The organism is Neotabrizicola sp. VNH66, assembly GCF_049445895.1.
Lineage (GTDB): Bacteria > Pseudomonadota > Alphaproteobacteria > Rhodobacterales > Rhodobacteraceae > Pseudogemmobacter.
This window is the reverse complement of sequence record NZ_JBMSDW010000009.1, coordinates 83,062-103,541: the sequence shown is the minus strand read 5'-3', so window position 1 is coordinate 103,541 and position 20,480 is coordinate 83,062. Positions and strand designations below refer to the sequence as shown.

Sequence of the window (20,480 nt, the reverse complement as noted above, 5' to 3'; positions counted from 1 at the left end):
CGCGGCATCGCCCGCGGGCGCAAGGAGGAGGGGGACGACCCATGATCCGGCCCGATTGCTGGCCCCGAAAGCCCGAGTTCGGCGGCGCCCGCGGTCTTTGACCCGCGTGCCGATCCCCTATTCCATTCCGAACCGATGCGAGGCCGATATGCCCGGTAACCTGACCCTAGCCACCCTGAAAGCCGCCTTCGACGCGGGCGAGATCGACACCGTTCTGGTCGCCGCCCCCGACATGCAGGGCCGCCTGATGGGCAAACGCTTTCACGCCGCCCATTTCCTGAACGGCGGGCATGAAGAGACCCATTGCTGCAACTATTTGCTGGCGGTGGACATGGAGATGAACACCGTCTCCGGCTACAAGACTTCCAGCTGGGAAAAGGGCTATGGCGATTACGTCATGAAGCCCGACATGGCCACGCTGCGCCGGATTCCGTGGCTGCCCGCAACCGCGCTGGTGCTGGCGGACCTTCTGGACCACGACACCCATGAAGAGGTGGCCGTCTCGCCCCGCGCGATCCTGAAGCGGCAGATCGCCCGGGCCAAGGCCATGGGCCTGAACCCGATGATGGCCACCGAACTGGAATTCTTCCTGTTCGAGAATTCCTATGAAAACCTGCGCGACCACGGCACCGCCGACCTGCGCCCCGTGTCGGGCTACAACGAGGATTACCACCTCTTCCAGACCTCCAAGGAAGAAGATGTGATGCGCGCCTGCCGCAACGGGCTTTATGGCGCGGGCATCCCGATCGAGAATTCCAAGGGCGAGGCCGAGGCCGGTCAGGAAGAGATCAACTACAAATACTCCGACGCGCTGGACACCGCGGACAACCACACCATCGTGAAACAGGGTGTGAAGGAAATCGCCTGGGCCAAGGGCAAGTCCGTGACCTTCATGGCGAAATACGACCACCGCCGCGCGGGGTCCTCCAGCCATATCCACCAAAGCCTGTGGACCGAGGCCGGGAAGCCCGCCTTCTTTGACGCCGATGCCGAACACGGCATGTCCGAAATGATGCGGCACTATCTGGCCGGGCAGCTGGCCCATGCCGAGGAAATCACGGTTTTCCTTGCGCCCTATGTGAACAGCTACAAACGGTTCTGCGTGGGGATGTTCGCCCCGACCAAGGCCGTCTGGTCCGCCGACAACCGCACCGCAGGCTTCCGCATCTGCGGCGTGCAGTCCAAGGCGATCCGCGTCGAATGCCGCATTCCCGGCGCCGATGTGAACCCCTATCTGGCCTGCGCCGCCCTCCTCGCCGCCGGTCTGGACGGGATCGAGAACAAGCTGGAGCTGGAGCCCGAGATGAAGGGCGACATGTATGCCAAGGGCGGCATCCGCGAAATCCCCCATACCCTGCGCGAGGCGGCGGCGCTGCTGAAGGGTTCCACCTTCCTGCGCGCGGCCCTTGGTGAGGATGTGGTGGACCATTATTACCGCAACGCCGAATGGGAAATTCAGGAGACCGACCGCGTGGTGACCGATTTCGAACGCCAGCGGCTTCTGGAACGGGCCTGACCGGCCCGAGGTGCTTTCCGGGCGGGAGCCTCTTCCCGCCCCTTTTCGACCGGCGGCCTTTGCCGCCCACAGGTGACAAGATGAAACCCATCCAACTGATCTCCCCGGCAGATGGTTCGGTCTATGCCGAACGTGTGCCGCTGTCGGCCGAAGCCGCGAAGGCGGCCGTCGCCCGCGCCAAGGCCGCCCAAGGCCCCTGGGCCGCCCGCCCGCTGGAGGAGCGAATCGCGCTGGTCAAGGCCGGGATCGCCCAGCTGACCGCGATGAAAGACACCATCGTGCAGGAACTGGCGGGCCAGATGGGCCGCCCGGTCCGCTATGGCGCGGGCGAGTTGGGCGGCGTGAACGCCCGCACCGACTATATGGCCTCCATCGCGGCTGAAACGCTGGCGCCCAAGGTCGTTGAAGACAGCGACAAGTTCCGCCGCCTGATCGCCCGCGATCCCGTGGGCGTAGTCTTCGTCATCGCGCCGTGGAACTACCCCTATCTGACCGCGATCAACACGATCATCCCCGCGCTGATTGCCGGGAACACGGTGATCCTGAAACACGCCAGCCAGACCCTGCTGGCGGGCGAACGTCTGGCCGAGGCCTTCCATGCCGCGGGCGTTCCCGACGACGTGTTCCAGAACGTGGTGCTGGACCATGCCACGACCGAACAGCTGATCGCCGCGCGCAGTTTCGGTTTCGTGAACTTCACCGGCTCGGTCGGGGGCGGGCAGGCCATCGAACGCGCCGCCGCGGGCACCTTCACGCCGCTTGGGCTGGAGCTGGGCGGCAAGGACCCGGGCTATGTCCGGGCCGATGCCAATCTGGATGCCGCCGTCGATACGCTGATGGACGGGGCCATGTTCAACTCCGGCCAATGCTGCTGCGGGATCGAACGGATCTACGTCCACGAAAGCCTCTATGATGCCTTTGTCGAAAAGGCGGTGGCCTGGGTGAACGGCCTGAAGCTCGGCAGCCCGTTTGACGAGACGACGACGCTTGGCCCGATGGCCAATGTCCGCTTTGCCCGCGTGGTGCGCGACCAGATCGCCGCGGCTTTGGCCGCAGGGGCAAAGCCGCTGATTGACACTGCGAAATTCGCCGATGACGGCGGTGCCTATCTTGCGCCGCAGATCCTTGTGAACGTCGATCATTCCATGGCGGTCATGACCGAAGAATCGTTCGGCCCGGTGGTCGGCATCATGAAGGTCGCCTCCGATGCCGAAGCCATCGCCCTGATGAACGACAGCCCCTATGGCCTGACCGCCTCGATCTGGACCGAGGATTACGAGACTGCCGCCGAAATCGGCGCGCAAATCGAAACCGGCACCGTCTTCATGAACCGCGCCGATTACCTTGACCCCGCGCTCTGCTGGACCGGCTGCAAGGACACCGGCCGCGGCGGCAGCCTGTCCTATCTGGGCTACCATGCGGTAACCCGTCCGAAATCCTATCATTTCAAGAAGGTGTGAGATGTCTCACGGCGTTCCCAACCGCAACTGGTCCTACCCGACCGCGATCAAATTCGGCGTCGGCCGTATTGCCGAACTGGCCGAGCATGCCGCCGGGGCCGGGCTGAAAAAGCCCCTCCTTGTCACCGACAAGGCGCTGGCCAGCCTGCCCATCACCGCACAAGCGCTTGACGTGCTGGAGGCCGCAGGCCTTGGCCGGGCGGTCTTCTCCGAAGTGGACCCTAACCCGAACGAGAAGAACATGGCCGACGGCATCGCCGTCTACAAGGCGGGCGGCCATGACGGCGTGCTCTGCTTCGGCGGCGGCTCGGCCCTCGATCTTGGCAAGATGATCGCGCTGATGGCCGGACAGGCCCCCGGCCTGTCGGTCTGGGATCTGGAGGATATCGACGACTGGTATACCCGTGCCGATGCGTCGAAAATCGCCCCGGTCATCGCCGTTCCCACCACCGCGGGCACCGGCTCCGAGGTCGGGCGCGCGGGCGTGCTGACCAATTCGGACACCCACAAGAAGAAGATCATCTTCCACCCGAAACTGATGCCCGTGGTCACGATCTGCGACCCCGCGCTGACCGTGGGCATGCCCAAATTCATCACCGCGGGCACCGGGATGGATGCCCTCGCGCATTGCCTTGAGGCCTATTGCAGCCCGTTCTACCACCCGATGAGCCAAGGCATCGCGCTGGAAGGCATGCGGCTGGTGTTCGAAAACCTGCGCGAAGTCTATGCCAACCCGACCAACCTGATGGCCCGCGGCCATATGATGTCCGCCGCCGCCATGGGCGCGGTCGCCTTCCAGAAGGGTCTGGGCGCGATCCACAGCCTGTCCCACCCGGTGGGCGCGGTCTATGGCACCCACCACGGCACCACCAATGCCGTGGTCATGCCCATGGTGCTGGAATTCAACCGCCCCGCCATCGAGGACCGTATCAAGGCCGCGGCGGCCTATCTGGGCTTTGACGGCGGCTTTGCGGGGTTCCACGATCAGATCATGGAGTTGCGCAGCGCGCTGGCGATCCCCGAGACGCTGACGGCCATGGGGGTCCTCTACAAGGATCTGGACATGCTGACCGACATGGCGCTGGAAGACCCGTCCTGCGGCGGCAACCCGGTCGAGATGACGCGCGAAAACACCCGCGCTTTGTTCGACGCCTGCATGTGACGCCGGCCTGCGAAGACCACCGGGAGGCAGGGGGCACCAACCCTCTGCCCCCTTTCATCTTGGCACAAATATCCCACGGGGGTCCGGGGGTGTGAAACCCCCGGCGGCCGGACAAGGGCGCGACATGACCACGACCGAAATCGCCATCATCGGGGCCGGTGTCATCGGTCTCGCCCTTGCCGAGCGGCTGACAGCCGAAGGGCGCGAGGTCGTGCTGATCGACCCGGCCGATCCCGGCATGGGCGCCAGCTACGGCAATGCCGGCACCATTGCCGATTACGCGGTGGCGCCGGTCGGCACGCCGGATGTCTTGCGCAACCTGCCCTCGCTCTTCTTCAGCCGATCCTCGCCGCTGGCGATCCGCCACCGGGCGCTGCCGACGCTGGCGCCCTGGCTGCTGCGGTTCGCGCAGCAATCGCTGCCTGGCCCGGCGGCCCGCAATGCCGAGGCGATTGCCGCGCTTCTGGCAGGCGCAGGCCCGCTCTGGCAGGACCTTGCCGCCCGTATCGGCGCGACCGAAATCCTGCAGCCCCGCGGCTGCCTCTATCTCTACCGGTCCGAGGCCGAGCGTCAGGCTGCCGAGGCCGAAATGGCCGGACGCCGGGCGCTTGGCGTCTCGGTCGAGGTGATCGGCGCGGCAGAGCTTGCTGCGCTGGAGCCGGGCCTGCCGCCGATGGCAGGCGCGGCCTTCTTCCGCAATGCGATCTTCCTGAACGATCCGGGCCGGATGATGCAGATCCTTGCGGCCCATGTGCTGAGCCGCGCCAGCCATCTGCGCGCCCGCGCAACAGGGCTGACCCGCGGTCCCGGCGGGGTCCGGGTGGAGGGGCCGGATCTGCGGTTGACCGCGCGGCATGTGGTGATCGCGGCGGGGGCGCATTCCCGCGTGCTGGCGGCACAGGCGGGGGACCGGGTGCCCCTCGATACAGAACGCGGCTACCATGTCGAATGGGACATGGCGCAGTTGCCACTGACCCGCCCGTCCTGCCTGACGCAGCGGGGGTTCTACTTTTGCCCGATGGCGGGGCGGCTGCGGGTGGCCGGCACGGTGGAACTGGGCGGCCTGACGCTGCCCCCCTCGCCCCATCGCATCGCCCGGCTGGTCGAAGGGGCGCGCACAGTCTTCCCCGATCTGGGGGTGCCGGACCGCGAATGGATGGGCTTTCGCCCGTCGATGCCGGACAGCCTGCCGGTGATCGGCCCCTCACGCGGGGGGAAAGATGTGATGCTGGCCTTCGGCCACGGCCATCTGGGGGTGACGCTGGCGCCGGTGACCGCGGGGATCGTGGCCGACCAGATCGCCGGTCGCCCGGCCCCGCGCGCGCTGCCCGCGGTCAGCCCCGCCCGGTTCTGACCACCGCAGACGCGAGGCCCCCATGCCCCCCGGACAACGGGACGGCGATGCCGGCCGCGCCGGACCCCGCCCTGCCCGCCAAGCAAAGGACGTCCTGGACAGCCCTCCGTCCTGCTGCCGCAGCCGCAACGGAAAACGCCCGCCCCTTTCCGGGGGCGGGCGTTTCCTGTTTCAAACCCTGCCGAAGATCAGGGAGCGGGCGCCGGGGCCGCGGGCGCAGGCGCGGTCGTCGTGCCTTCGATCGGGGCGGTGCCATCGGCGGGCGCGGTTTCCACAGCCTCGGCCGCAGGCGGCGTCTCGCGGCCATAGATGATCTCATGGCTGCCGTCATAGACCATCTTCAGCGCGACATAGAGGATCAGCGCAAGGCCGATATAGGCAATCCAGCGGTGTTTGCTCAGCAGCTTGGCCACAAAGGTTGCGGCAAAGCCCATCAGCGCCACCGACAGCACAAGGCCGATGATCAGCACGGTCGGATGGCCATGGGCGGCGCCGGCCACGGCCAGCACGTTGTCCAGCGACATCGACACATCGGCAATGACGATCTGGGTCGCGGCCTGGGCAAAGGTCTTCTGCTTGCCGGTCGACGGGGCAACGACACCGTCCTTGTTCAGATCCTCGCCGGTGACGGCTTCGGTGGCAGCATGTTCCGCCTCATGCCCGCCTTCACGCAGCTCGCGCCACATCTTCCAGCAGACCCAGAGAAGCAGGATGCCACCGGCCAGCAGCAGGCCCACGATGGCCAGAAGCTGGGTGGTGATCAGGGCAAAGCCGATCCGCATGACCGTGGCGGCGATGATACCCACCAGAATGGCCTTGCCGCGCAGCTCTTTCGGCAGACCGGCGGCGGCCAGACCGATGACGACCGCATTGTCGCCGGCCAGCACAAGGTCGATGCCGATGACTTGCAACAGGGCGATAAAGCCCTGGTAGGTGAAGATTTCCATTGGGTGTCCCGCATCCCGGTTTGTTTGCGCGCTACCTATGAACTGCGCCGCAACGTTTCAAGCACCGCACCTCACCTTTTTGTGAGACACTCTTGAAATTCCGCGCCCGGCCCCGTCCCATGGCGGGCAGGCGCTGCGGCGGGATCATGGTTCTTCTGGTTGAACATATACTTGTGGTGCTGGGTGTGATGGCGGTTGCGCTGGCCATGGTGCTGGCGCTGCAGCAGCGCCGCGCACCGCAATCCTCGGCCGCCTGGGTGCTGTTCATCATCCTCTTGCCCTATGTTGCGGTGCCGGTGTTCCTGATGCTGGGCTTCCGCAAGGCGCGCGGACGGGTGCTGCCCCTGCGCTTTCTGCCGATGCCCGGGGCCGCGCCGGTTACCCATCCGCTTGCCCGGGCGCTGACCGCGCAGCAGGAAGCCCCCGCCGCCAGTGGCGGCAATGCGCTGGTGCTGCACGAAACCCCGGGGGCTGCGCGTGATGCGCTGGACGAGGTGATCGCCGGGGCGGCCCGCAGCATCGACGCCCTGTTCTATATCGTCGCCCCGGACGACAGCGGCCGCCGCTTCATCACCCTGCTGACCGAGAAGGCGCAGGCAGGGGTCCGGGTCCGGCTCAGCCTTGACGCGCTTGGCAGCCTGCACCGGCCACGGGCCGAACTGGCCGCGCTGGCCGCCGCGGGGGGCGAGGTGCGGGTCTTCGCGCCCCTGCTGCGCTGGCGCCCCGATACCAAGATCAATCTGCGCAACCACCGCAAGCTGCTGATCGCGGACGGGCAGACCGTCTGGGCGGGCGGGCGCAACATCGCGGACGATTACCTGACCTCGGCCCCCGGGGTGTGGGAGGATCTGAGCTTTACCGCCCGCGGGCCCGTGGTCCAGAGCTTTGCCGACATCTTTGCCGCCGACTGGGGAGAGGCCCCCGCACCCCTGCCCCCGTCCGGGCCGAAGGGCGACGCCGCGCTGCAATTGATGCCCGCCGGGCCGGACGATCCGCTGGATCTGCTGCATGACGCTCTGGTCACCGCCATTCACCGTGCGGATCGCCGGGTCTGGGTTGCGACACCCTACTTCCTGCCGACCGAACCCCTGGCCCTGGCGCTGGCCAGCGCGGCCCGCCGCGGGGTAGAGGTGCATATCCACCTGCCCGCGAAATCCAACCAATGGACCGCCGACCTGGCCCGCGGCCCTTTCCTGCGCGAGATGGCCGCGGGGGGCTGCCGCATCCTGCGCCATGCGCCGGGCATGCTGCATGCGAAGGCCGGGCTGGTGGACGATGCGGGCTGGATCGGCTCGGCCAATTTCGACGTGCGGTCGATGCTGCTGAACTATGAATTCGGCCTGATGGCCTATGATGCGGGAACCGTGGCGGCGCTGGAACGCTGGTTCCATGCGCTGCTGCCGCTGGCAGTCGAGGGCGCGCCGCGGACGGGACGGCCCCGCCGCCTGATCGAAAGCATCTTCCGCCTGGGGGCGCCCATCCTGTGACCGACCATTCCGCGACAGAAACCACGCTGCGCATCGCCACCTACAACATCCGCAAGGCCATGGGCACCGACCGCCGCCGCGATCCCGACCGCGTGCTGCGGGTGATCGCCGCCCTTGAGGCCGATGTCGTGCTTTTGCAGGAGGCGGACCTGCGCCTGCCACCGCGTCCACCCGCGCTGGACCGGGCCGCGGTGACGCAGATCACCGGGCTGGTGCCGGTGGCCTTCGGCCACGGGCGGACCAGTCTGGGCTGGCACGGCAATGCGGTTCTGGTCCGCCCCGGGATCGAGGTGCTGGGCTCCGGTCATCATGACCTGCCGGGGCTGGAGCCGCGCGGCCATGTCGAGGTGCAGCTCTCGCGCAATGGCTTGCCCTTCCGGGTGATGGGGGTGCATCTGGGCCTGTTGCGCTCCTCGCGCCGTCGGCAGTTGACCGCGCTGAACGGGCTTCTGGCCGGGGCGCAGGCGCTGCCCACGCTGGTCGCCGGAGATTTCAACGAACGCTCGCTGACCGTGGGGCTCGGCCGGCTGGCCCGGCAGTTCCGCATCCTGTCGGGCGGGCCGACCTATCACAGCCGCTGGCCGGTCTTCCCGCTGGACCGTATCGCGGTGACGGCGGAATTCCAGGACCTGACCATCCGCGCCTTCCGCAGCACCGAAGCCTCGCTGGCCTCGGACCACCTGCCCCTGGTGGCCGATCTGCGGTTGCTTAGGGGATAAATGGAAGGCGTGTCCTGCAAACTTCAAGTGCCATGAAGGAAACCAAAGCATAATGGCCAGTTTCAGACGGGTCTATTATTTCACCGGTCCGACGTTCGCGCTTGAAAACATTAAGAAGAAGCGTCTCAAGCTGTCCCGCTTCTCAGAGTGCAATGATGTTTTTGAGCTTGCCTCTTTCAACCAAGCAGACCCCGCCTATCGGGATAGGTTCGCAGACTGGTTTGCAGAGATCGACGGGCAAATGGGGATGTTGTGCTTCTGTAAGAGTTGGAGCAGTCCATCCATGTGGGGTCGATACGCAGGAAATGGTGCAGGCGTTTGCTACGGTTTTGACGTCGATCAGACCAATCTGACAGACGTTAACTACGTTGCCGAGCGCCTCTTCCCCAGCCTTACGCTTGCAAACTTCTTTGACCACGTCGGCGAAGAACAGATGGTTGATCTCTTCGCAACCAAATCGGTAGTCTGGTCAGACGAAGAAGAGGTTCGCCTCCTCTGGCCGCTCGCTGACGCGCATCAGGAAGGCAGGCTGTACTTTGCAAGCTTCAGTGAAGCGTTCTGTTTAAGGGAAGTTCTGCTTGGCCCGCGCTCAAGACTGACCGTGCAGCAAGTCAAGGATGCAGCACCCGAAGTTGAGGTTCACAACACGCAGCGTTCTCCGTCTGGTTTTGATATCCAAAGATGCTGAGCGCGCCCTTGGCCCCCTACAGCATACCCGGCACCACCTGATCCGGGGGGCGGTGGCCGTCGGCGAAGGTCTTGATGTTGATGATGACCTTTTCGCCCATCTCGATCCGCCCCTCCAGCGTGGCGCTGCCCATGTGGGGCAGGAGGACCACGTTCGGCACTTCGCGCAGACGGGGGTTCACATCGGTGCCATGCTCGTAGACATCCAGACCCGCGCCCGCAATCTCTCCGGCACGGAGCGCGCGGGTCAGGGCATTTTCGTCGATCACCTCGCCGCGGGAGGTGTTCACGATCACCGCCGCGGGCTTCATAAGCTTTAGCCGGCGCGCATTGATCAGATGGAAGGTCGAAGGTGTATGCGGGCAATTGACCGAGAGGATGTCCATCCGGGCAATCATCTGGTCGAGGCTTTCCCAATAGGTCGCCTCCAGCTCCTGCTCCAGCTCGGGGCGGACGCGGCGGCGGTTGTGGTAATGCACCTGAAGCCCGAAGGCCCGCGCGCGCCGCGCCAGCGCCTGACCGATGCGGCCCATGCCAAGGATGCCCAGCCTCTTGCCCGAGAGGCGGGTGCCCAGAAACGCGGTCGGCGACCAGCCCTCCCATTTTCCGGCCTGCATGACGGCCAGTCCTTCGGGGATGCGGCGGGTGACGGCCATGATCAGCGCCATGACCATATCGGCGGTGTCCTCGGTCACCACGCCGGGGGTGTTGGACACAAGGATGCCGCGCTGACGGGCGGTGGCCACGTCGATATGGTCCACGCCCGCGCCGAAATTGGCGATCAGCTTCAGCTTGTCGCCCGCCTGTGCCAGAAGGCCCGCGTCGATCTGGTCGGTGATGGTGGGCACCAGCACATCGGCGGTGCGCATCACCTCGGCCAGCTCCTCACGTGTCATCCTGTCGTCGGTCTCGCGCAGACGGACGTCGAAGAGTTCGGACATCCTTGTCTCCACCGCCTCGGGAAGGCGTCGCGTGACGACAACACTCAGACGCGGCGATGGCATGGTCACTCTCCCGGCACTTCCCATGAACGCAGTTTCCCGGCATGGTGGGGCGAAGCGGGGCGGATCACAAGCCCCGAAAGGTATGGCAGTTTGGCGCAAGCGGCGGGCCCGCCCATGGCGGCCGGGCGGAAGGCGGACAGGCAATGCGGAATGTTCTGACAGCGGGGCTGGTGGCCCTGATCCTTGGCGCCGCCGCGGCAGGCGCGCAGGAGAGTTCGCCGCCGCCGCCCAATCCGAAGATCGCGGCCACGCTGCCCGTCGTGGCCCCCGTGCCCGATCCGGCCGCCAGCCCGGCCGTGGCCCCTCCGGCCCCGCCCCCTGTGACAGAGGCCGCCGTTGCGGCCGAGGAAAGCGCCGCCAAGCGGGCCGCAAAGACCGAGCCGGCCTGCAAGCCGGGCTTTGGCTGCGTGACGAACCTGCCTTTGCCGCGATTTGTCAGCCTGAAGGGCGACGAGGGCAATGCCCGCCGCGGCCCCGGCCTGACCCACAGGATCGACTGGGTTTTCACCCGCCCCGGCATGCCGCTGATGATCACCGCGGAATATGAGAACTGGCGCCGGGTCGAGGATCAGGACGGCGCCGGGGGCTGGGTGCATTATGCGCTTTTGTCCGGGGTCCGCTCGGTCGTGGTGGCGCAGGACATGGCGGAACTGCGCGCCACGCCTGACCGGGACGCCCGGGTGGTGGCACAGGCCGAGATCGGCGTGGTGGCCCGCATCCTGCAATGCACTGCCGACTGGTGCCGCATTTCGTCTGGCGGAGAAAAGGGCTGGGTCGAGAAGACAGCGATCTGGGGCGTGCTGCCCGGCGAAGTGATCGAGTGAGACCGCCCCCCGGCCTGTCATATCCCTGCCGCGGTCTGGCGCGATAACAGGCTGCCACGCCGCGCGACGAAAGCTGTTGCGATGCACGGGCCCGGGGGCTAACCAGCCTCCCCTGCCGGATAGGAGCACCCGCCATGACGAATCCCAGCCCCGATGCCACCCGTCTTGGCCTGTCGGCCGGGCTTGCCTCGGTCGCGGTGGCGGCCACGCTGGTGGCGCTGAAGCTTTGGGCGATGTGGACGACCGGCGCCCTGTCGATTGCTGCCTCGCTGGCGGACAGCGCGATGGATCTGATGATGTCGCTGGGCGCCGCGGCGGCGATCATCTATGCGGCCAAGCCCGCGGATGAAGACCACGCCTTCGGCCATACCTCGGCCGAGGATCTGGCCGCACTGGCGCAGTCGCTGCTGATCCTTGTCTCGGCCGCGCTGATCACCTGGTCGGCCGCCGGGCGGCTGCTGTCCGACACCCCGCCCACGCTGCAGGACGAAGGGGCGGGGATCATCGTGATGGTGATTTCGATGGTGCTGACGGTGGCGCTGGTCTGGTGGCAGGGCCGCGTGGCCCGGCTGACCGGAAACCGTGTCGTCGCGGCCGACCGGCTGCATTATCTGGGTGACCTGATCCCGGGGATGGGTGCGGTCGTCGCGCTGGTCCTGTCGCGGCAATGGGGACTGTCCGGCATTGATGCGGTGATCGCGCTGATTGCCGCGGCCTGGATGCTGCGCGGCGCGCTGCATATCGGGCGGGGCGCCTGGGATGCGCTGATGGACCGCCGGGCCGATCCGGATGTGATCGAGGGAATCGCCGCGATCGCCCGCGACTGGCCGGGCGTCCATGGATTTCACGATCTGAAGACCCGCATGGCCGGCAGCCGCATCTTCGTGAACCTTCATATCGAGCTGGACGGCAAGCAAAGCCTGCGCGCCGCCCATGACATCGGGGCCGCTCTGCGGCGGGCCATTCTGGCGGCCTATCCGCAGGCCGATGTCATCATCCACAAGGATGTGGCGCCGGAAGGCGACGATCCGGGGTCGTAACCGGGCTTGCACAAGCCGCGGGTTCGGGGAATTATTCATCTGAATAATCACCGGACCCGAAGGCATGCAGCACGACCGCCGCCCCTATCTGCGCGACAGCGAGGAAAATCGTCGCGATTCCCTGATTTCGGCCACGCAGGCCCTTGTGGCCGAAGGCGGGCCGCAGGCCGCCACCGTGCGGGCGATTGCCGGCCGGGCGGGGGTGACGCCCGGGCTGATCCGCCACTATTTCGGCAGCAAGGACGAGCTGTTCCGTGCCGCCTATGCCGCGCTGATGGACGGGATGACCGGCAAGGGCACCGATGCGCTTGAAGGTGTCGGCGCCGAACCGGGCGAGAAGCTGGCCGCTTTCATCGCCGCAGGCCTGCGCCCGCCGGTGGTGGATGCCCGCGCGGTCGGCCTCTGGGCCGGCTTCCTGCATCATGTCCAGTCCGACCCCGGGCTTCTGGCCCAGCACGAAACGGGCTACCTGTCCTACCGCAACCAGCTGGAGCAGCTGATCGGCGGGCTGCACCGCCCGGTCAGCCCCGCCCGACTGCGGCAGGATGCCATTGCCTGCAATGCGGTGATCGACGGCCTCTGGCTGGAAGGGTCGATCCTGCCCGGCGGTTTCGGCCCCGGCGAGCTGGTGCGGATCGGCCTGCGCGCGGTCGGGGCCATTCTGGGAATAGACCTGCTGCAATACGGAACCTTCGTGCCCGAGATCGCGATGGCGCCAGAGGGAGAACTGTCATGAAATATGCATCTGTCACCGAACGGCTGGCCCATCTCGGCTCGGCCAAATGGGAATTGCACATGCGGGCGCGCGCGCTGAAGGCGGCCGGACGCGACATCATCGAACTGACCATCGGAGAGCCGGACGTGCCGACGCCCGCGCCCCTGATCGAGGCGGTGACCCATGCCATGGAAGCCGGACGCACCGGCTATTCCAACGGCCGCGGAGAGGCGGGCACGCTGGCCGCGCTGGCCCGGCGCTATGCCGCGCGGCGCGGACGGCCTATCGGCACCGATCAGGTGATCTGCCTACCCGGCACCCAGACCGCGCTTTACGCCGTGTTCCGCACGCTGGTCGAGGCCGGGGATGAGGTCATCGTCGGCGATCCGATGTATGCCACCTATGAGGGGCTGATCGCACAGACCGGCGCCCGCGCCGTGCCGGTCGCGCTGCGACCCGAGGCCGGGTTCCGGCTGCAGGCACAGGATGTGGCCGCGGCGATCACCCCGCGCAGCCGGGTGCTGTTCCTGAACACGCCGCACAACCCTTCGGGCGCGGTGCTGTCGCGCTGCGATCTGGCGGCGCTTGGCGCGCTGGCCCGGGCGCATGATCTGTGGATCGTCTCGGACGAGGTGTATGAGGAGATGGTCTTCCCGGGCGTGACCTTCACCTCGCCCATGGATCTGCCGGAACTGGCGGAGCGCACGGTCATCACCTCGTCGATTTCCAAATCCCATGCCGCCCCCGGCTTTCGCGCGGGCTGGGTGATCGGGCCTTCGGACTTCACCGCACGGTTGTTGCCGCTTTCAGAAACCATGCTTTTCGGCAGCCAGCCCTTCATCGCCGATATGGTCGCGCTTGCGGTTTCCGAACCTTCGCCGGTTGCCGCGGGGATGGTGCAGCGATTTGCCGCCCGCGCCGCCATGATCGCTGACCGGCTGGAGGGCGTGGCCGGGCTGCGTGTCCACCGCCCCGAGGCGGGGATGTTCACCATGGTCGACGTGCGGGCCACCGGCCTCTCGGGCGAAGGTTTCGCCATGGGGCTGCTGGAGGAACATTCCGTCGCCGTCATGCCGGGCGAAAGCTTCGGCGCGGGCCTTTCGGGCTGGCTGCGACTGTCGCTGACCCAGCCCGATGACCGCATCGCCGAGGCCTGCGCCCGGATCGCCGCCCATGCCACTCGCCTGCAAGGACATGCCGCATGACCACCGTGGGCGAACGTCTGGTCGAAGGTCTGGCGGTCCGCGGGGTTGACGTGATCTTCGGCATTCCCGGCGTGCATACGATTGGCCTCTATCGCGGCCTCGCCTCCGGCCGGTTGCGCCATGTCACGCCGCGCCATGAACAGGGTGCAGGCTTCATGGCCGACGGCTATGCCCGTGTCACCGGGCGGCCCGGCGTGGCCTTTGTCATCACCGGACCCGGGCTGACAAACACGCTGACCGCCATGGCGCAAGCCCGGGCGGATTCGGTGCCGATGCTGGTCATCTCGGGCGTGAACCGCCGCACCAGCCTTGGCCGCGGGCTTGGGCTGCTGCATGAATTGCCGGATCAGGCGGCCATGGTGCGGGCGCTGTGCCAGACCGAAACGCTGACCGATCCGGCAGAGCTCGGCCCGGCGCTGGACCGTGCCTTTGCCGCCATGCTGGGCGCCCGCCCCGGGCCTGCGCATATCGAGATCCCGACCGATGTGATGGATCTGCCCTGCCCCAGCCTGCCCGACCCTGCGCCCGTGGCTGCCCCACCGACGACCGCGCTGCAGGCGCTGGAAGAGGTCGCGCGCCTGCTGTCCACCGCCACGCGGCCGCTGATCCTTGCGGGGGGCGGCACCCGCTTTGCCGGGGCCGAGCTGCGGGCGCTGGCCGAAGCACTGGACGCGCCGGTCGTACTGACCGCCAATGCCCGTGGCCTGCTGCATGGCCATGCGCTTTCGGTCCCCGCCTCCCCCAGTCTGGAGGCGGTGCGCGAGCTGATCCGCGGGGCCGATGCGGTGCTGGCGCTTGGCACCGAACTGGGACCGACCGACTATGACATGTATGTCAACGGCCAGCTGCCGGACCTGTCCGGCATGATCCGGGTCGACATCTGTGCCGATCAGCTGGACCGGCACCCGGCGCGGCTGACGATCCGGGCCGATGCAGGGGCCTTCGCCGCCGCATTGCACCTTGCGGTGTCCCCGCGCAAGACCGATGGCGCGGCGCGGGCCGACACCGCGCGCCAAACCGCCCGGGCCGAATTGGCGCGGCTGCATCCGGCGATGCCAGATCAGCTTTTGATGGTCGAGGCGGTCCGCTCTGCCCTGCCTGATGCGGTGATCGTGGGGGACAGCACCCAACCGGTCTATGCCGGAAACCTGTTCTACGACCATGACCGGCCGCGCGGCTGGTTCAACGCTGCAACCGGCTATGGTGCGCTCGGCTATGGTCCCGGGGCCGCCGTGGGCGCCGCGGTCGCGCTGCCCGGCGTGCCGGTGGTCTGTCTGATCGGCGACGGCGGGCTGCAGTTCAGCCCGGGCGAGCTGCGCACCGCACGGGACGAAGGCCTGCCGGTGACGTTTCTGGTCTGGAACAACGCCGGCTTCCGCGAGATTGCCGAGGCAATGGAGCAGGCGCAGACCCCGGTCATCGGCTGCACGCCCTCGCCGCTGGACATGCGGGCCTTTGCAGCGGCCTGCGGCCTGCCCTTCACCCAAGTGGCTCAGAACCCCGAGGCGCTGCGCGGGGCGCTGATCGCCCCCTGTGACGGTCCGCGCCTGATCGAAGTGCAGGCGCGCTGAGGCGGAAAAGGAAACGGGCGCCCATCGGGGCGCCCGGATCAAAGGACATCCGGCAGGGCCGATCAGGACCCGGCTTCGTCCGTTTCATAGGCCTCGATGATGCGGGCCACCAGCGGGTGCCGGACCACATCCTTGGCGGTGAAGTAGTTGAAGGTCACACCCTTGACCCCCTTCAGGATCCGCTCCGCCTCGGCCAGACCAGAGGGCACGCCGCGCGGCAGGTCGATCTGCGTGCGGTCGCCGGTGATGACCATGCGGCTGCCCTCGCCCAGACGGGTCAGGAACATCTTCATCTGCATGCCGGTGGCATTCTGCGCCTCATCCAGCACGACAAAGGCGTTCGACAACGTCCGTCCGCGCATGAAGGCCAAGGGCGCGATCTCGATCCGCTTTTCCGCGATCAGCTTTTCCACCTGCTTCGACGGCAGGAAGTCGTTCAGCGCGTCATACAGCGGCTGCATGTAGGGATCGACCTTCTCCTTCATGTCGCCGGGCAGGAAGCCAAGCCTCTCACCCGCCTCCACCGCGGGACGGGAAAGGATGATCTTCTCCACCGCGCCCGAGATGAACATGGTCACGCCCACGGCCACCGCCAGATAGGTCTTGCCGGTGCCCGCAGGCCCGATGCCGAATCCCAGCTCGTTCTGGAACAGGTTGGCGACATAGGCCTTCTGCGCCTCGGTCCGCGGCTCGATCGGTTTTTTGCGGGTGCGCAGTTCCATTCCGGGAGAGAACAGTTCGATCTGCTCGCCCACCGGGGCAGCGCCGACCGGGCGGCCCATGCGCAACGCACCGTCCACATCGCCCGCCACCACGTTGCGGCCGGTTTCCAGACGGGCATAAAGGCTGCGCAGAACGGCGGAGGCCTGTTCGCGCGCGCCTTTCTCACCCACAACAGCCAGCCGGTTCCCCCGTCGCAGGACGTGCACCCCAAGCTGATGTTCGATCTGAGCAAGATTGCGGTCGAATTCGCCGCATAGCTCGATCAACAGCCGGTTGTCGGGAAATTCGAGGAGCGTCTCAACCATGTCCTCAGGCTTGGTCGGGGGGGTCAGCGCGCTGATGCCCAATCAGGGTCTCCTTCTGCTTCTTGCCAAGGGCCTTGGGGAAATCGTGCGACCGTCCCCGCGATCTGGCAAGACCTTTATTTGCCGCCACTACATCTTGCGCCCAAAGATCAATCCTGTGTGACACGAACGCCCGAGTTCAATGCAGATGGGGGGCGCGGGGCCATGGCACAAGGGCCGCAGCCCCTTGATCCGCCACAAAAAGCAAGGGCCGCAGCTTTCGCCGCGGCCCGCCTGTCCCGCAGGGCAGATGCTTATTTCTTGACCACCACCGTCTTGCGGCCCGGTCCCGGCACGCGGTCCTTGATGCCTTCGGTCCCCGTTTGATAGGTGCCATTCGGCCCCGCGATCACGGTTCCCGGCGGATAGATATTGTTGCAGACCGGCAGGCCCGAGGCCGGGTCGTAGCGCGGGCTGGAATAGCCTTCCAGACCGTCATCCATGATCCAGTTCTGGCAACCGTCCGGGTCATAGGCGATGGCGGCCTCGCCATTGACCAGAACGCCGGAATCGCGCCCCTTGTCCACGCCCGTGGCGATGACCGAATCCGGCCCGCGATAGGCGCGGGTTCCTTCGAACCCCTCGCCGCCCACACATCCGGCCAACAGAGCCGATCCCAGCAGCGCACCCGTGATTTTCAGCGTCATGGCCATCTCTCTCACCACCGGTAGCAAACGATTTCGACGCGGCGGTTCTTCGCCATGCCGGCCGCGGTGCTGTTCGAGGCGATGGGCTGGCGTTCGCCATAGCCGATCTGCCGTTCGACCGAAGCGCCGACCGACCGGGCCACATCACCCACGGCCTTTGCGCGGCGGCTGGACAGGTCCATGTTGTACTCATCCGACGCGCGGCTGTCGGTATGGCCATAGATGGCGTAACCGAAGGCGCCCGCCTGGCTGAAGAAGCCCTGCAACCTGCGACGACCGTCGGCCGTCAGCTTGGCGCTGTCGGTGGCGAACAGGGTATCGGTGTTCTCGACCAGACAGGTGTTCTTCTTCAGGCAGACCGGCTTGCCGGTCTTGGGATCGCGGCGCGGCACCATATAGCCTTCAAGGCCGCCATCGGCCCACCAGTGCATACAGCCGTCGTTATCGACCCAGACGCCCCATTCGATCTGACCGACAACTTCCTGCGCCATGGCAGCAGAGCCTGCGGTCATTCCGGCGGCAAGGGCGGCAGCCCCTATCATCATTCGCACGGCGCGTGAAAACTTGTTCACAGCCACCCCCCAACACGTTCTTGTGACAGCAAGGTCAGGATTGACGACGAACTCCCGTCAAGTAAAGAGGATTCGTTGCAGTTTGAGGCATTTATGTGGCGGTGGCGCCGCGGCTTGCTACCATATCCTGTGGATAAGTCCGGATTGTCCCGATGCCGGAAACAACCCGCCACAATGCTGCCGTCAGGCTGAAATCCGCTCTGCCGCCAAGGAGTTCGGCGCCGAAGCTGAGACGCGCACCCGGACCAGATCGCCCACCTTTCCGGCCGGATCCTCCACATGCACCGCCATCAGGTGATCGGACTTGCCCACCATCTGTCCGGGCTTGCGGCCCGCCTTTTCATACAGCACCTGCACCTCGCGCCCGACCATCGCGGCCTGCGCGGCGCGCTGCTGGTCCAGGATCAGCGCCTGAAGCGCCTGCAGGCGGGCATCGGCCACCTCGGCCGCGACCGGGGTCTTTTCCGCCGCAGGCGTGCCGGGGCGGGCGGAATATTTGAAGCTGAAGGCCGCGCCATATCCCACGGCCCGCACCAGATCCATCGTGTCCTGAAAATCGCGGTCCGTCTCGCCCGGGAAGCCCACGATGAAATCCGAGGTCAGAAGGATGTCCGGCCGCGCCGCCCGGATCCGCTCCACCAGCCGCAGATACTGCTCGGCCGTGTGCTTGCGGTTCATCGCCTTCAGGATGCGGTCGCTGCCCGACTGAACCGGCAGGTGCAGATAGGGCATCAGCTCGGGCACCTCGGCGTGGGCGGCGATCAGGTCGTCGGCCATGTCATTGGGGTGGCTGGTGGTATAGCGGATGCGGTCCAGCCCGTCGATCGCGGCCAGTTCCCGCACCAGACGACCAAGGCCCCAGTCCCCGCCCTCACCTGCACCATGGTAAGCATTGACGTTCTGGCCCAGCAGCGTGATCTCGCGCACGCCGCGTTCGACCAGATCGCGCGCCTCGCGCAGCAGGCGGTCGGCCGGGCGGCTGACCTCGGCCCCGCGGGTATAGGGCACCACGCAGAAGGCGCAGAACTTGTCGCAGCCTTCCTGCACGGTCAGAAACGCGGTCGGCCCGCGATAGGCCTTACGCGCCGGCAGATGTTCGAACTTGTCCTCGGGCGGGAAGTCGGTGTCCACGACCTGGCCCTTCGCCTCGGCCATCTCGGGCAGGCGGTGATAGGCCTGCGGGCCGACGACCAGATCGACCAGCGGCATCCGCTTCAGGATCTCGGCCCCTTCGGCCTGTGCCACGCAGCCCGCGACGCCCACCTTCAGATCGGGGCGGGCCTGTTTCAGCGGCTTCAGACGGCCAAGGTCGGAATAGAGCTTTTCGGACGCCTTTTCCCGGATGTGGCAGGTGTTCAGCAGAACCATGTCCGCCTCTTCCAGCACCTCTGTGGTGACATAGCCCTTGGCGCCCATGGCCTCGGCCATACGCTCGCTGTCGTAGACATTCATCTGACAGCCATAGGTCTTGATGAAAAGCTTCTTCGCGGCGTCGGTCATGGCGGCCTCCTGACCGGCGGCTTTTACACAACTTGGGCCGAAGGGGCAACGCCGCCCCCTTGCCTTGGCGCAAGGCTTCGGGGAATCTGCGGAAAACGCGGGGCGGATCATGCGGCACGGCAGCCTGGACACATTCATCGACCGTTCTGCCGATGTGCTGGCACAGGGTCCGCTGGCCGTGGTCATGGCCGAAGACGGGGTGGAACTGGCCACCACCCTGCGCCACCATCTGGCCAGTGGATTTCGCCATGTCATCCTGCTGGCCCCGGCCGACCTGCCGCTTGCGCCGGAGGTGGAGGCGCTGGTCCAGCGGGTGGATCACGACGTCTATGCCGATGCCGCTTTGCCCGCCGCGGTGAACCGGATCAACGATGCCGCGCCGGAACAGTGGATCTATTACTGCTACAACGCCGAATTCCTGTTCTTCCCGTTCTGCGAGACGCGCTCGATCCGGGATCTTCTGTCCTTCCATACCGAGGAACGGCGCGATGCGATGCTGTCCTATGTGATCGACCTTTATGCCGGCGATCTGGACCGCCACCGCAATGCGGTGTCGCTGGAGGACGCGCATCTGGACCGCTCGGGCTATTATTCGCTGGCCCGCAAGGATGCCGAGCGGAACTGGGCCGCGAAGGAACGCCAGCTGGACTTTTTCGGCGGGCTGCGCTGGCGGTTCGAGGAGCATATCCCCTGGACCCGGCGCAAGATCGACCGGGTGTCGCTGTTTCGCGCAAAGAAGGGGCTACGGCTGCGGCCGGATTTCACCTTCACCGATGAGGAGTACAACACCTATGCCTGCCCGTGGCACAACAACCTGACCGCGGCGGTCTGCTCCTTCCGCACGGCCAAGGCGCTGCGTTCGAACCCCGGCAGCCGCTTCGACATCCACAATTTCCGCTGGCACAATTCGGTGCCCTTCGAATGGCACAGCCAGCAGCTGATGGATCTGGGCCTGATGGAACCGGGCCAGTGGTTCTGAACGCAGCGTCCTGCACCACCGGCC

General features: G+C 66.6%; 19 protein-coding genes. 13 read left to right on the top strand and 6 right to left on the bottom strand.

The genetic code is table 11. The annotated features are described in order from the left end of the window. The first annotated feature begins 148 nt into the window (after positions 1-148). From ACO2Q5_RS14340 to ACO2Q5_RS14325, 4 genes are all read left to right on the top strand, one after another. Positions 149-1,516: a glutamine synthetase family protein gene (locus ACO2Q5_RS14340; RefSeq protein WP_423292194.1), complete on the top strand. Its 1,368-nt coding sequence runs from the start codon at positions 149-151 to the stop codon at positions 1,514-1,516. 80 nt (positions 1,517-1,596) lie between these two features. Next, the gene (locus ACO2Q5_RS14335; RefSeq protein WP_423292192.1) at positions 1,597-2,976 is read left to right on the top strand and encodes an aldehyde dehydrogenase family protein; all 1,380 of its coding nucleotides are present in this window, start codon (positions 1,597-1,599) and stop codon (positions 2,974-2,976) included. A 1-nt stretch (position 2,977) separates the two neighbouring features. After that, positions 2,978-4,138 carry an iron-containing alcohol dehydrogenase gene (locus ACO2Q5_RS14330; protein ID WP_423292190.1) on the top strand — a complete coding sequence of 387 codons (1,161 nt, stop codon included), beginning with the start codon at positions 2,978-2,980 and terminating at the stop codon, positions 4,136-4,138. Between the two features lie 124 nt (positions 4,139-4,262). After that, the gene (locus ACO2Q5_RS14325; RefSeq protein ID WP_423292188.1) at positions 4,263-5,492 is read left to right on the top strand and encodes an NAD(P)/FAD-dependent oxidoreductase; all 1,230 of its coding nucleotides are present in this window, start codon (positions 4,263-4,265) and stop codon (positions 5,490-5,492) included. A gap of 188 nt (positions 5,493-5,680) precedes the next feature. Here ACO2Q5_RS14325 and ACO2Q5_RS14320 read toward each other — a convergent pair whose 3' ends face one another. Then, positions 5,681-6,439 carry a TerC family protein gene (locus tag ACO2Q5_RS14320; RefSeq protein WP_423292186.1) on the bottom strand — a complete coding sequence of 253 codons (759 nt, stop codon included), beginning with the start codon at positions 6,437-6,439 and terminating at the stop codon, positions 5,681-5,683. 146 nt (positions 6,440-6,585) lie between these two features. Here ACO2Q5_RS14320 and ACO2Q5_RS14315 point away from each other — a divergent pair, with 146 nt between their 5' ends. Genes ACO2Q5_RS14315 through ACO2Q5_RS14305 form a run of 3 tightly spaced genes read left to right on the top strand, consistent with a single transcriptional unit; the run spans position 6,586 to position 9,333 of the window. Continuing rightward, complete coding sequence (locus ACO2Q5_RS14315) at positions 6,586-7,926, top strand: phospholipase D-like domain-containing protein (protein ID WP_423292184.1); 1,341 nt, start codon at positions 6,586-6,588, stop codon at positions 7,924-7,926. Beyond that, positions 7,923-8,645 (top strand): endonuclease/exonuclease/phosphatase family protein, encoded by a 723-nt coding sequence (locus ACO2Q5_RS14310; RefSeq protein WP_423292182.1) that lies wholly within the window; start codon positions 7,923-7,925, stop codon positions 8,643-8,645. The genes ACO2Q5_RS14315 and ACO2Q5_RS14310 overlap by 4 nt, the downstream gene beginning before the upstream one ends. A gap of 52 nt (positions 8,646-8,697) precedes the next feature. Beyond that, positions 8,698-9,333: a DUF2971 domain-containing protein gene (locus ACO2Q5_RS14305; RefSeq protein ID WP_423292180.1), complete on the top strand. Its 636-nt coding sequence runs from the start codon at positions 8,698-8,700 to the stop codon at positions 9,331-9,333. A 16-nt stretch (positions 9,334-9,349) separates the two neighbouring features. Here the strand turns inward: ACO2Q5_RS14305 and ACO2Q5_RS14300 are convergent, their stop codons facing one another. Continuing rightward, positions 9,350-10,336, bottom strand: coding sequence for a 2-hydroxyacid dehydrogenase (locus ACO2Q5_RS14300; RefSeq protein ID WP_423292178.1), 987 nt, complete (start codon positions 10,334-10,336; stop codon positions 9,350-9,352). Between the two features lie 143 nt (positions 10,337-10,479). Between ACO2Q5_RS14300 and ACO2Q5_RS14295 the strand changes: the two genes are divergently transcribed. The 5 genes from ACO2Q5_RS14295 to ACO2Q5_RS14275 all read left to right on the top strand — a co-directional run bounded on the left by ACO2Q5_RS14295 (position 10,480) and on the right by ACO2Q5_RS14275 (position 15,691). Beyond that, on the top strand, positions 10,480-11,160 hold the full coding sequence (locus tag ACO2Q5_RS14295) for an SH3 domain-containing protein (protein WP_423292176.1): 681 nt from the start codon (positions 10,480-10,482) through the stop codon (positions 11,158-11,160). Positions 11,161-11,294: 134 nt separating this feature from the next. Continuing rightward, positions 11,295-12,200 (top strand): cation diffusion facilitator family transporter, encoded by a 906-nt coding sequence (locus ACO2Q5_RS14290; RefSeq protein WP_423292174.1) that lies wholly within the window; start codon positions 11,295-11,297, stop codon positions 12,198-12,200. Between the two features lie 64 nt (positions 12,201-12,264). Further along, positions 12,265-12,936, top strand: coding sequence for a TetR/AcrR family transcriptional regulator (locus tag ACO2Q5_RS14285; RefSeq protein WP_423292172.1), 672 nt, complete (start codon positions 12,265-12,267; stop codon positions 12,934-12,936). After that, a complete protein-coding gene (locus tag ACO2Q5_RS14280; protein WP_423292170.1) occupies positions 12,933-14,120 on the top strand; it encodes a pyridoxal phosphate-dependent aminotransferase in 1,188 nt (395 codons plus the stop codon). The genes ACO2Q5_RS14285 and ACO2Q5_RS14280 overlap by 4 nt, the downstream gene beginning before the upstream one ends. After that, the gene (locus ACO2Q5_RS14275) at positions 14,117-15,691 is read left to right on the top strand and encodes a 5-guanidino-2-oxopentanoate decarboxylase (protein ID WP_423292168.1); all 1,575 of its coding nucleotides are present in this window, start codon (positions 14,117-14,119) and stop codon (positions 15,689-15,691) included. The genes ACO2Q5_RS14280 and ACO2Q5_RS14275 overlap by 4 nt, the downstream gene beginning before the upstream one ends. Before the next feature lie 62 nt (positions 15,692-15,753). Here the strand turns inward: ACO2Q5_RS14275 and ACO2Q5_RS14270 are convergent, their stop codons facing one another. The 4 genes from ACO2Q5_RS14270 to miaB all read right to left on the bottom strand — a co-directional run bounded on the left by ACO2Q5_RS14270 (position 15,754) and on the right by miaB (position 19,477). Beyond that, complete coding sequence (locus ACO2Q5_RS14270) at positions 15,754-16,761, bottom strand: PhoH family protein (protein WP_423292166.1); 1,008 nt, start codon at positions 16,759-16,761, stop codon at positions 15,754-15,756. A 251-nt stretch (positions 16,762-17,012) separates the two neighbouring features. Continuing rightward, positions 17,013-17,405 carry a hypothetical protein gene (locus ACO2Q5_RS14265; RefSeq protein WP_423292164.1) on the bottom strand — a complete coding sequence of 131 codons (393 nt, stop codon included), beginning with the start codon at positions 17,403-17,405 and terminating at the stop codon, positions 17,013-17,015. A gap of 11 nt (positions 17,406-17,416) precedes the next feature. Next, on the bottom strand, positions 17,417-17,977 hold the full coding sequence (locus ACO2Q5_RS14260; RefSeq protein ID WP_423292162.1) for an OmpA family protein: 561 nt from the start codon (positions 17,975-17,977) through the stop codon (positions 17,417-17,419). A 183-nt stretch (positions 17,978-18,160) separates the two neighbouring features. Next, positions 18,161-19,477, bottom strand: coding sequence for a tRNA (N6-isopentenyl adenosine(37)-C2)-methylthiotransferase MiaB (gene miaB / locus ACO2Q5_RS14255; RefSeq protein WP_423292160.1), 1,317 nt, complete (start codon positions 19,475-19,477; stop codon positions 18,161-18,163). Positions 19,478-19,586: 109 nt separating this feature from the next. Here miaB and ACO2Q5_RS14250 point away from each other — a divergent pair, with 109 nt between their 5' ends. Continuing rightward, positions 19,587-20,456, top strand: a complete 870-nt coding sequence (locus ACO2Q5_RS14250) for a glycosyltransferase family 2 protein (RefSeq protein ID WP_423292158.1) — start codon at positions 19,587-19,589, stop codon at positions 20,454-20,456. The last annotated feature ends 24 nt before the right edge of the window (positions 20,457-20,480 follow it).

Bases quoted from the DNA above. Each gene is read 5' to 3' on its own strand.
- miaB (WP_423292160.1), bottom strand. From the start codon at position 19,477: ATGACCGACGCCGCGAAGAAGCTTTTCATCAAGACCTATGGCTGTCAG.
- ACO2Q5_RS14305 (WP_423292180.1), top strand. From the start codon at position 8,698: ATGGCCAGTTTCAGACGGGTCTATTATTTCACCGGTCCGACGTTCGCG.
- ACO2Q5_RS14290 (WP_423292174.1), top strand. From the start codon at position 11,295: ATGACGAATCCCAGCCCCGATGCCACCCGTCTTGGCCTGTCGGCCGGG.
- ACO2Q5_RS14320 (WP_423292186.1), bottom strand. From the start codon at position 6,439: ATGGAAATCTTCACCTACCAGGGCTTTATCGCCCTGTTGCAAGTCATC.
- ACO2Q5_RS14325 (WP_423292188.1), top strand. From the start codon at position 4,263: ATGACCACGACCGAAATCGCCATCATCGGGGCCGGTGTCATCGGTCTC.
- ACO2Q5_RS14285 (WP_423292172.1), top strand. From the start codon at position 12,265: ATGCAGCACGACCGCCGCCCCTATCTGCGCGACAGCGAGGAAAATCGT.
- ACO2Q5_RS14340 (WP_423292194.1), top strand. From the start codon at position 149: ATGCCCGGTAACCTGACCCTAGCCACCCTGAAAGCCGCCTTCGACGCG.
- ACO2Q5_RS14265 (WP_423292164.1), bottom strand. From the start codon at position 17,405: ATGACGCTGAAAATCACGGGTGCGCTGCTGGGATCGGCTCTGTTGGCC.
- ACO2Q5_RS14335 (WP_423292192.1), top strand. From the start codon at position 1,597: ATGAAACCCATCCAACTGATCTCCCCGGCAGATGGTTCGGTCTATGCC.
- ACO2Q5_RS14295 (WP_423292176.1), top strand. From the start codon at position 10,480: ATGCGGAATGTTCTGACAGCGGGGCTGGTGGCCCTGATCCTTGGCGCC.
- ACO2Q5_RS14315 (WP_423292184.1), top strand. From the start codon at position 6,586: ATGGTTCTTCTGGTTGAACATATACTTGTGGTGCTGGGTGTGATGGCG.
- ACO2Q5_RS14250 (WP_423292158.1), top strand. From the start codon at position 19,587: ATGCGGCACGGCAGCCTGGACACATTCATCGACCGTTCTGCCGATGTG.
- ACO2Q5_RS14275 (WP_423292168.1), top strand. From the start codon at position 14,117: ATGACCACCGTGGGCGAACGTCTGGTCGAAGGTCTGGCGGTCCGCGGG.
- ACO2Q5_RS14330 (WP_423292190.1), top strand. From the start codon at position 2,978: ATGTCTCACGGCGTTCCCAACCGCAACTGGTCCTACCCGACCGCGATC.
- ACO2Q5_RS14280 (WP_423292170.1), top strand. From the start codon at position 12,933: ATGAAATATGCATCTGTCACCGAACGGCTGGCCCATCTCGGCTCGGCC.
- ACO2Q5_RS14300 (WP_423292178.1), bottom strand. From the start codon at position 10,336: ATGCCATCGCCGCGTCTGAGTGTTGTCGTCACGCGACGCCTTCCCGAG.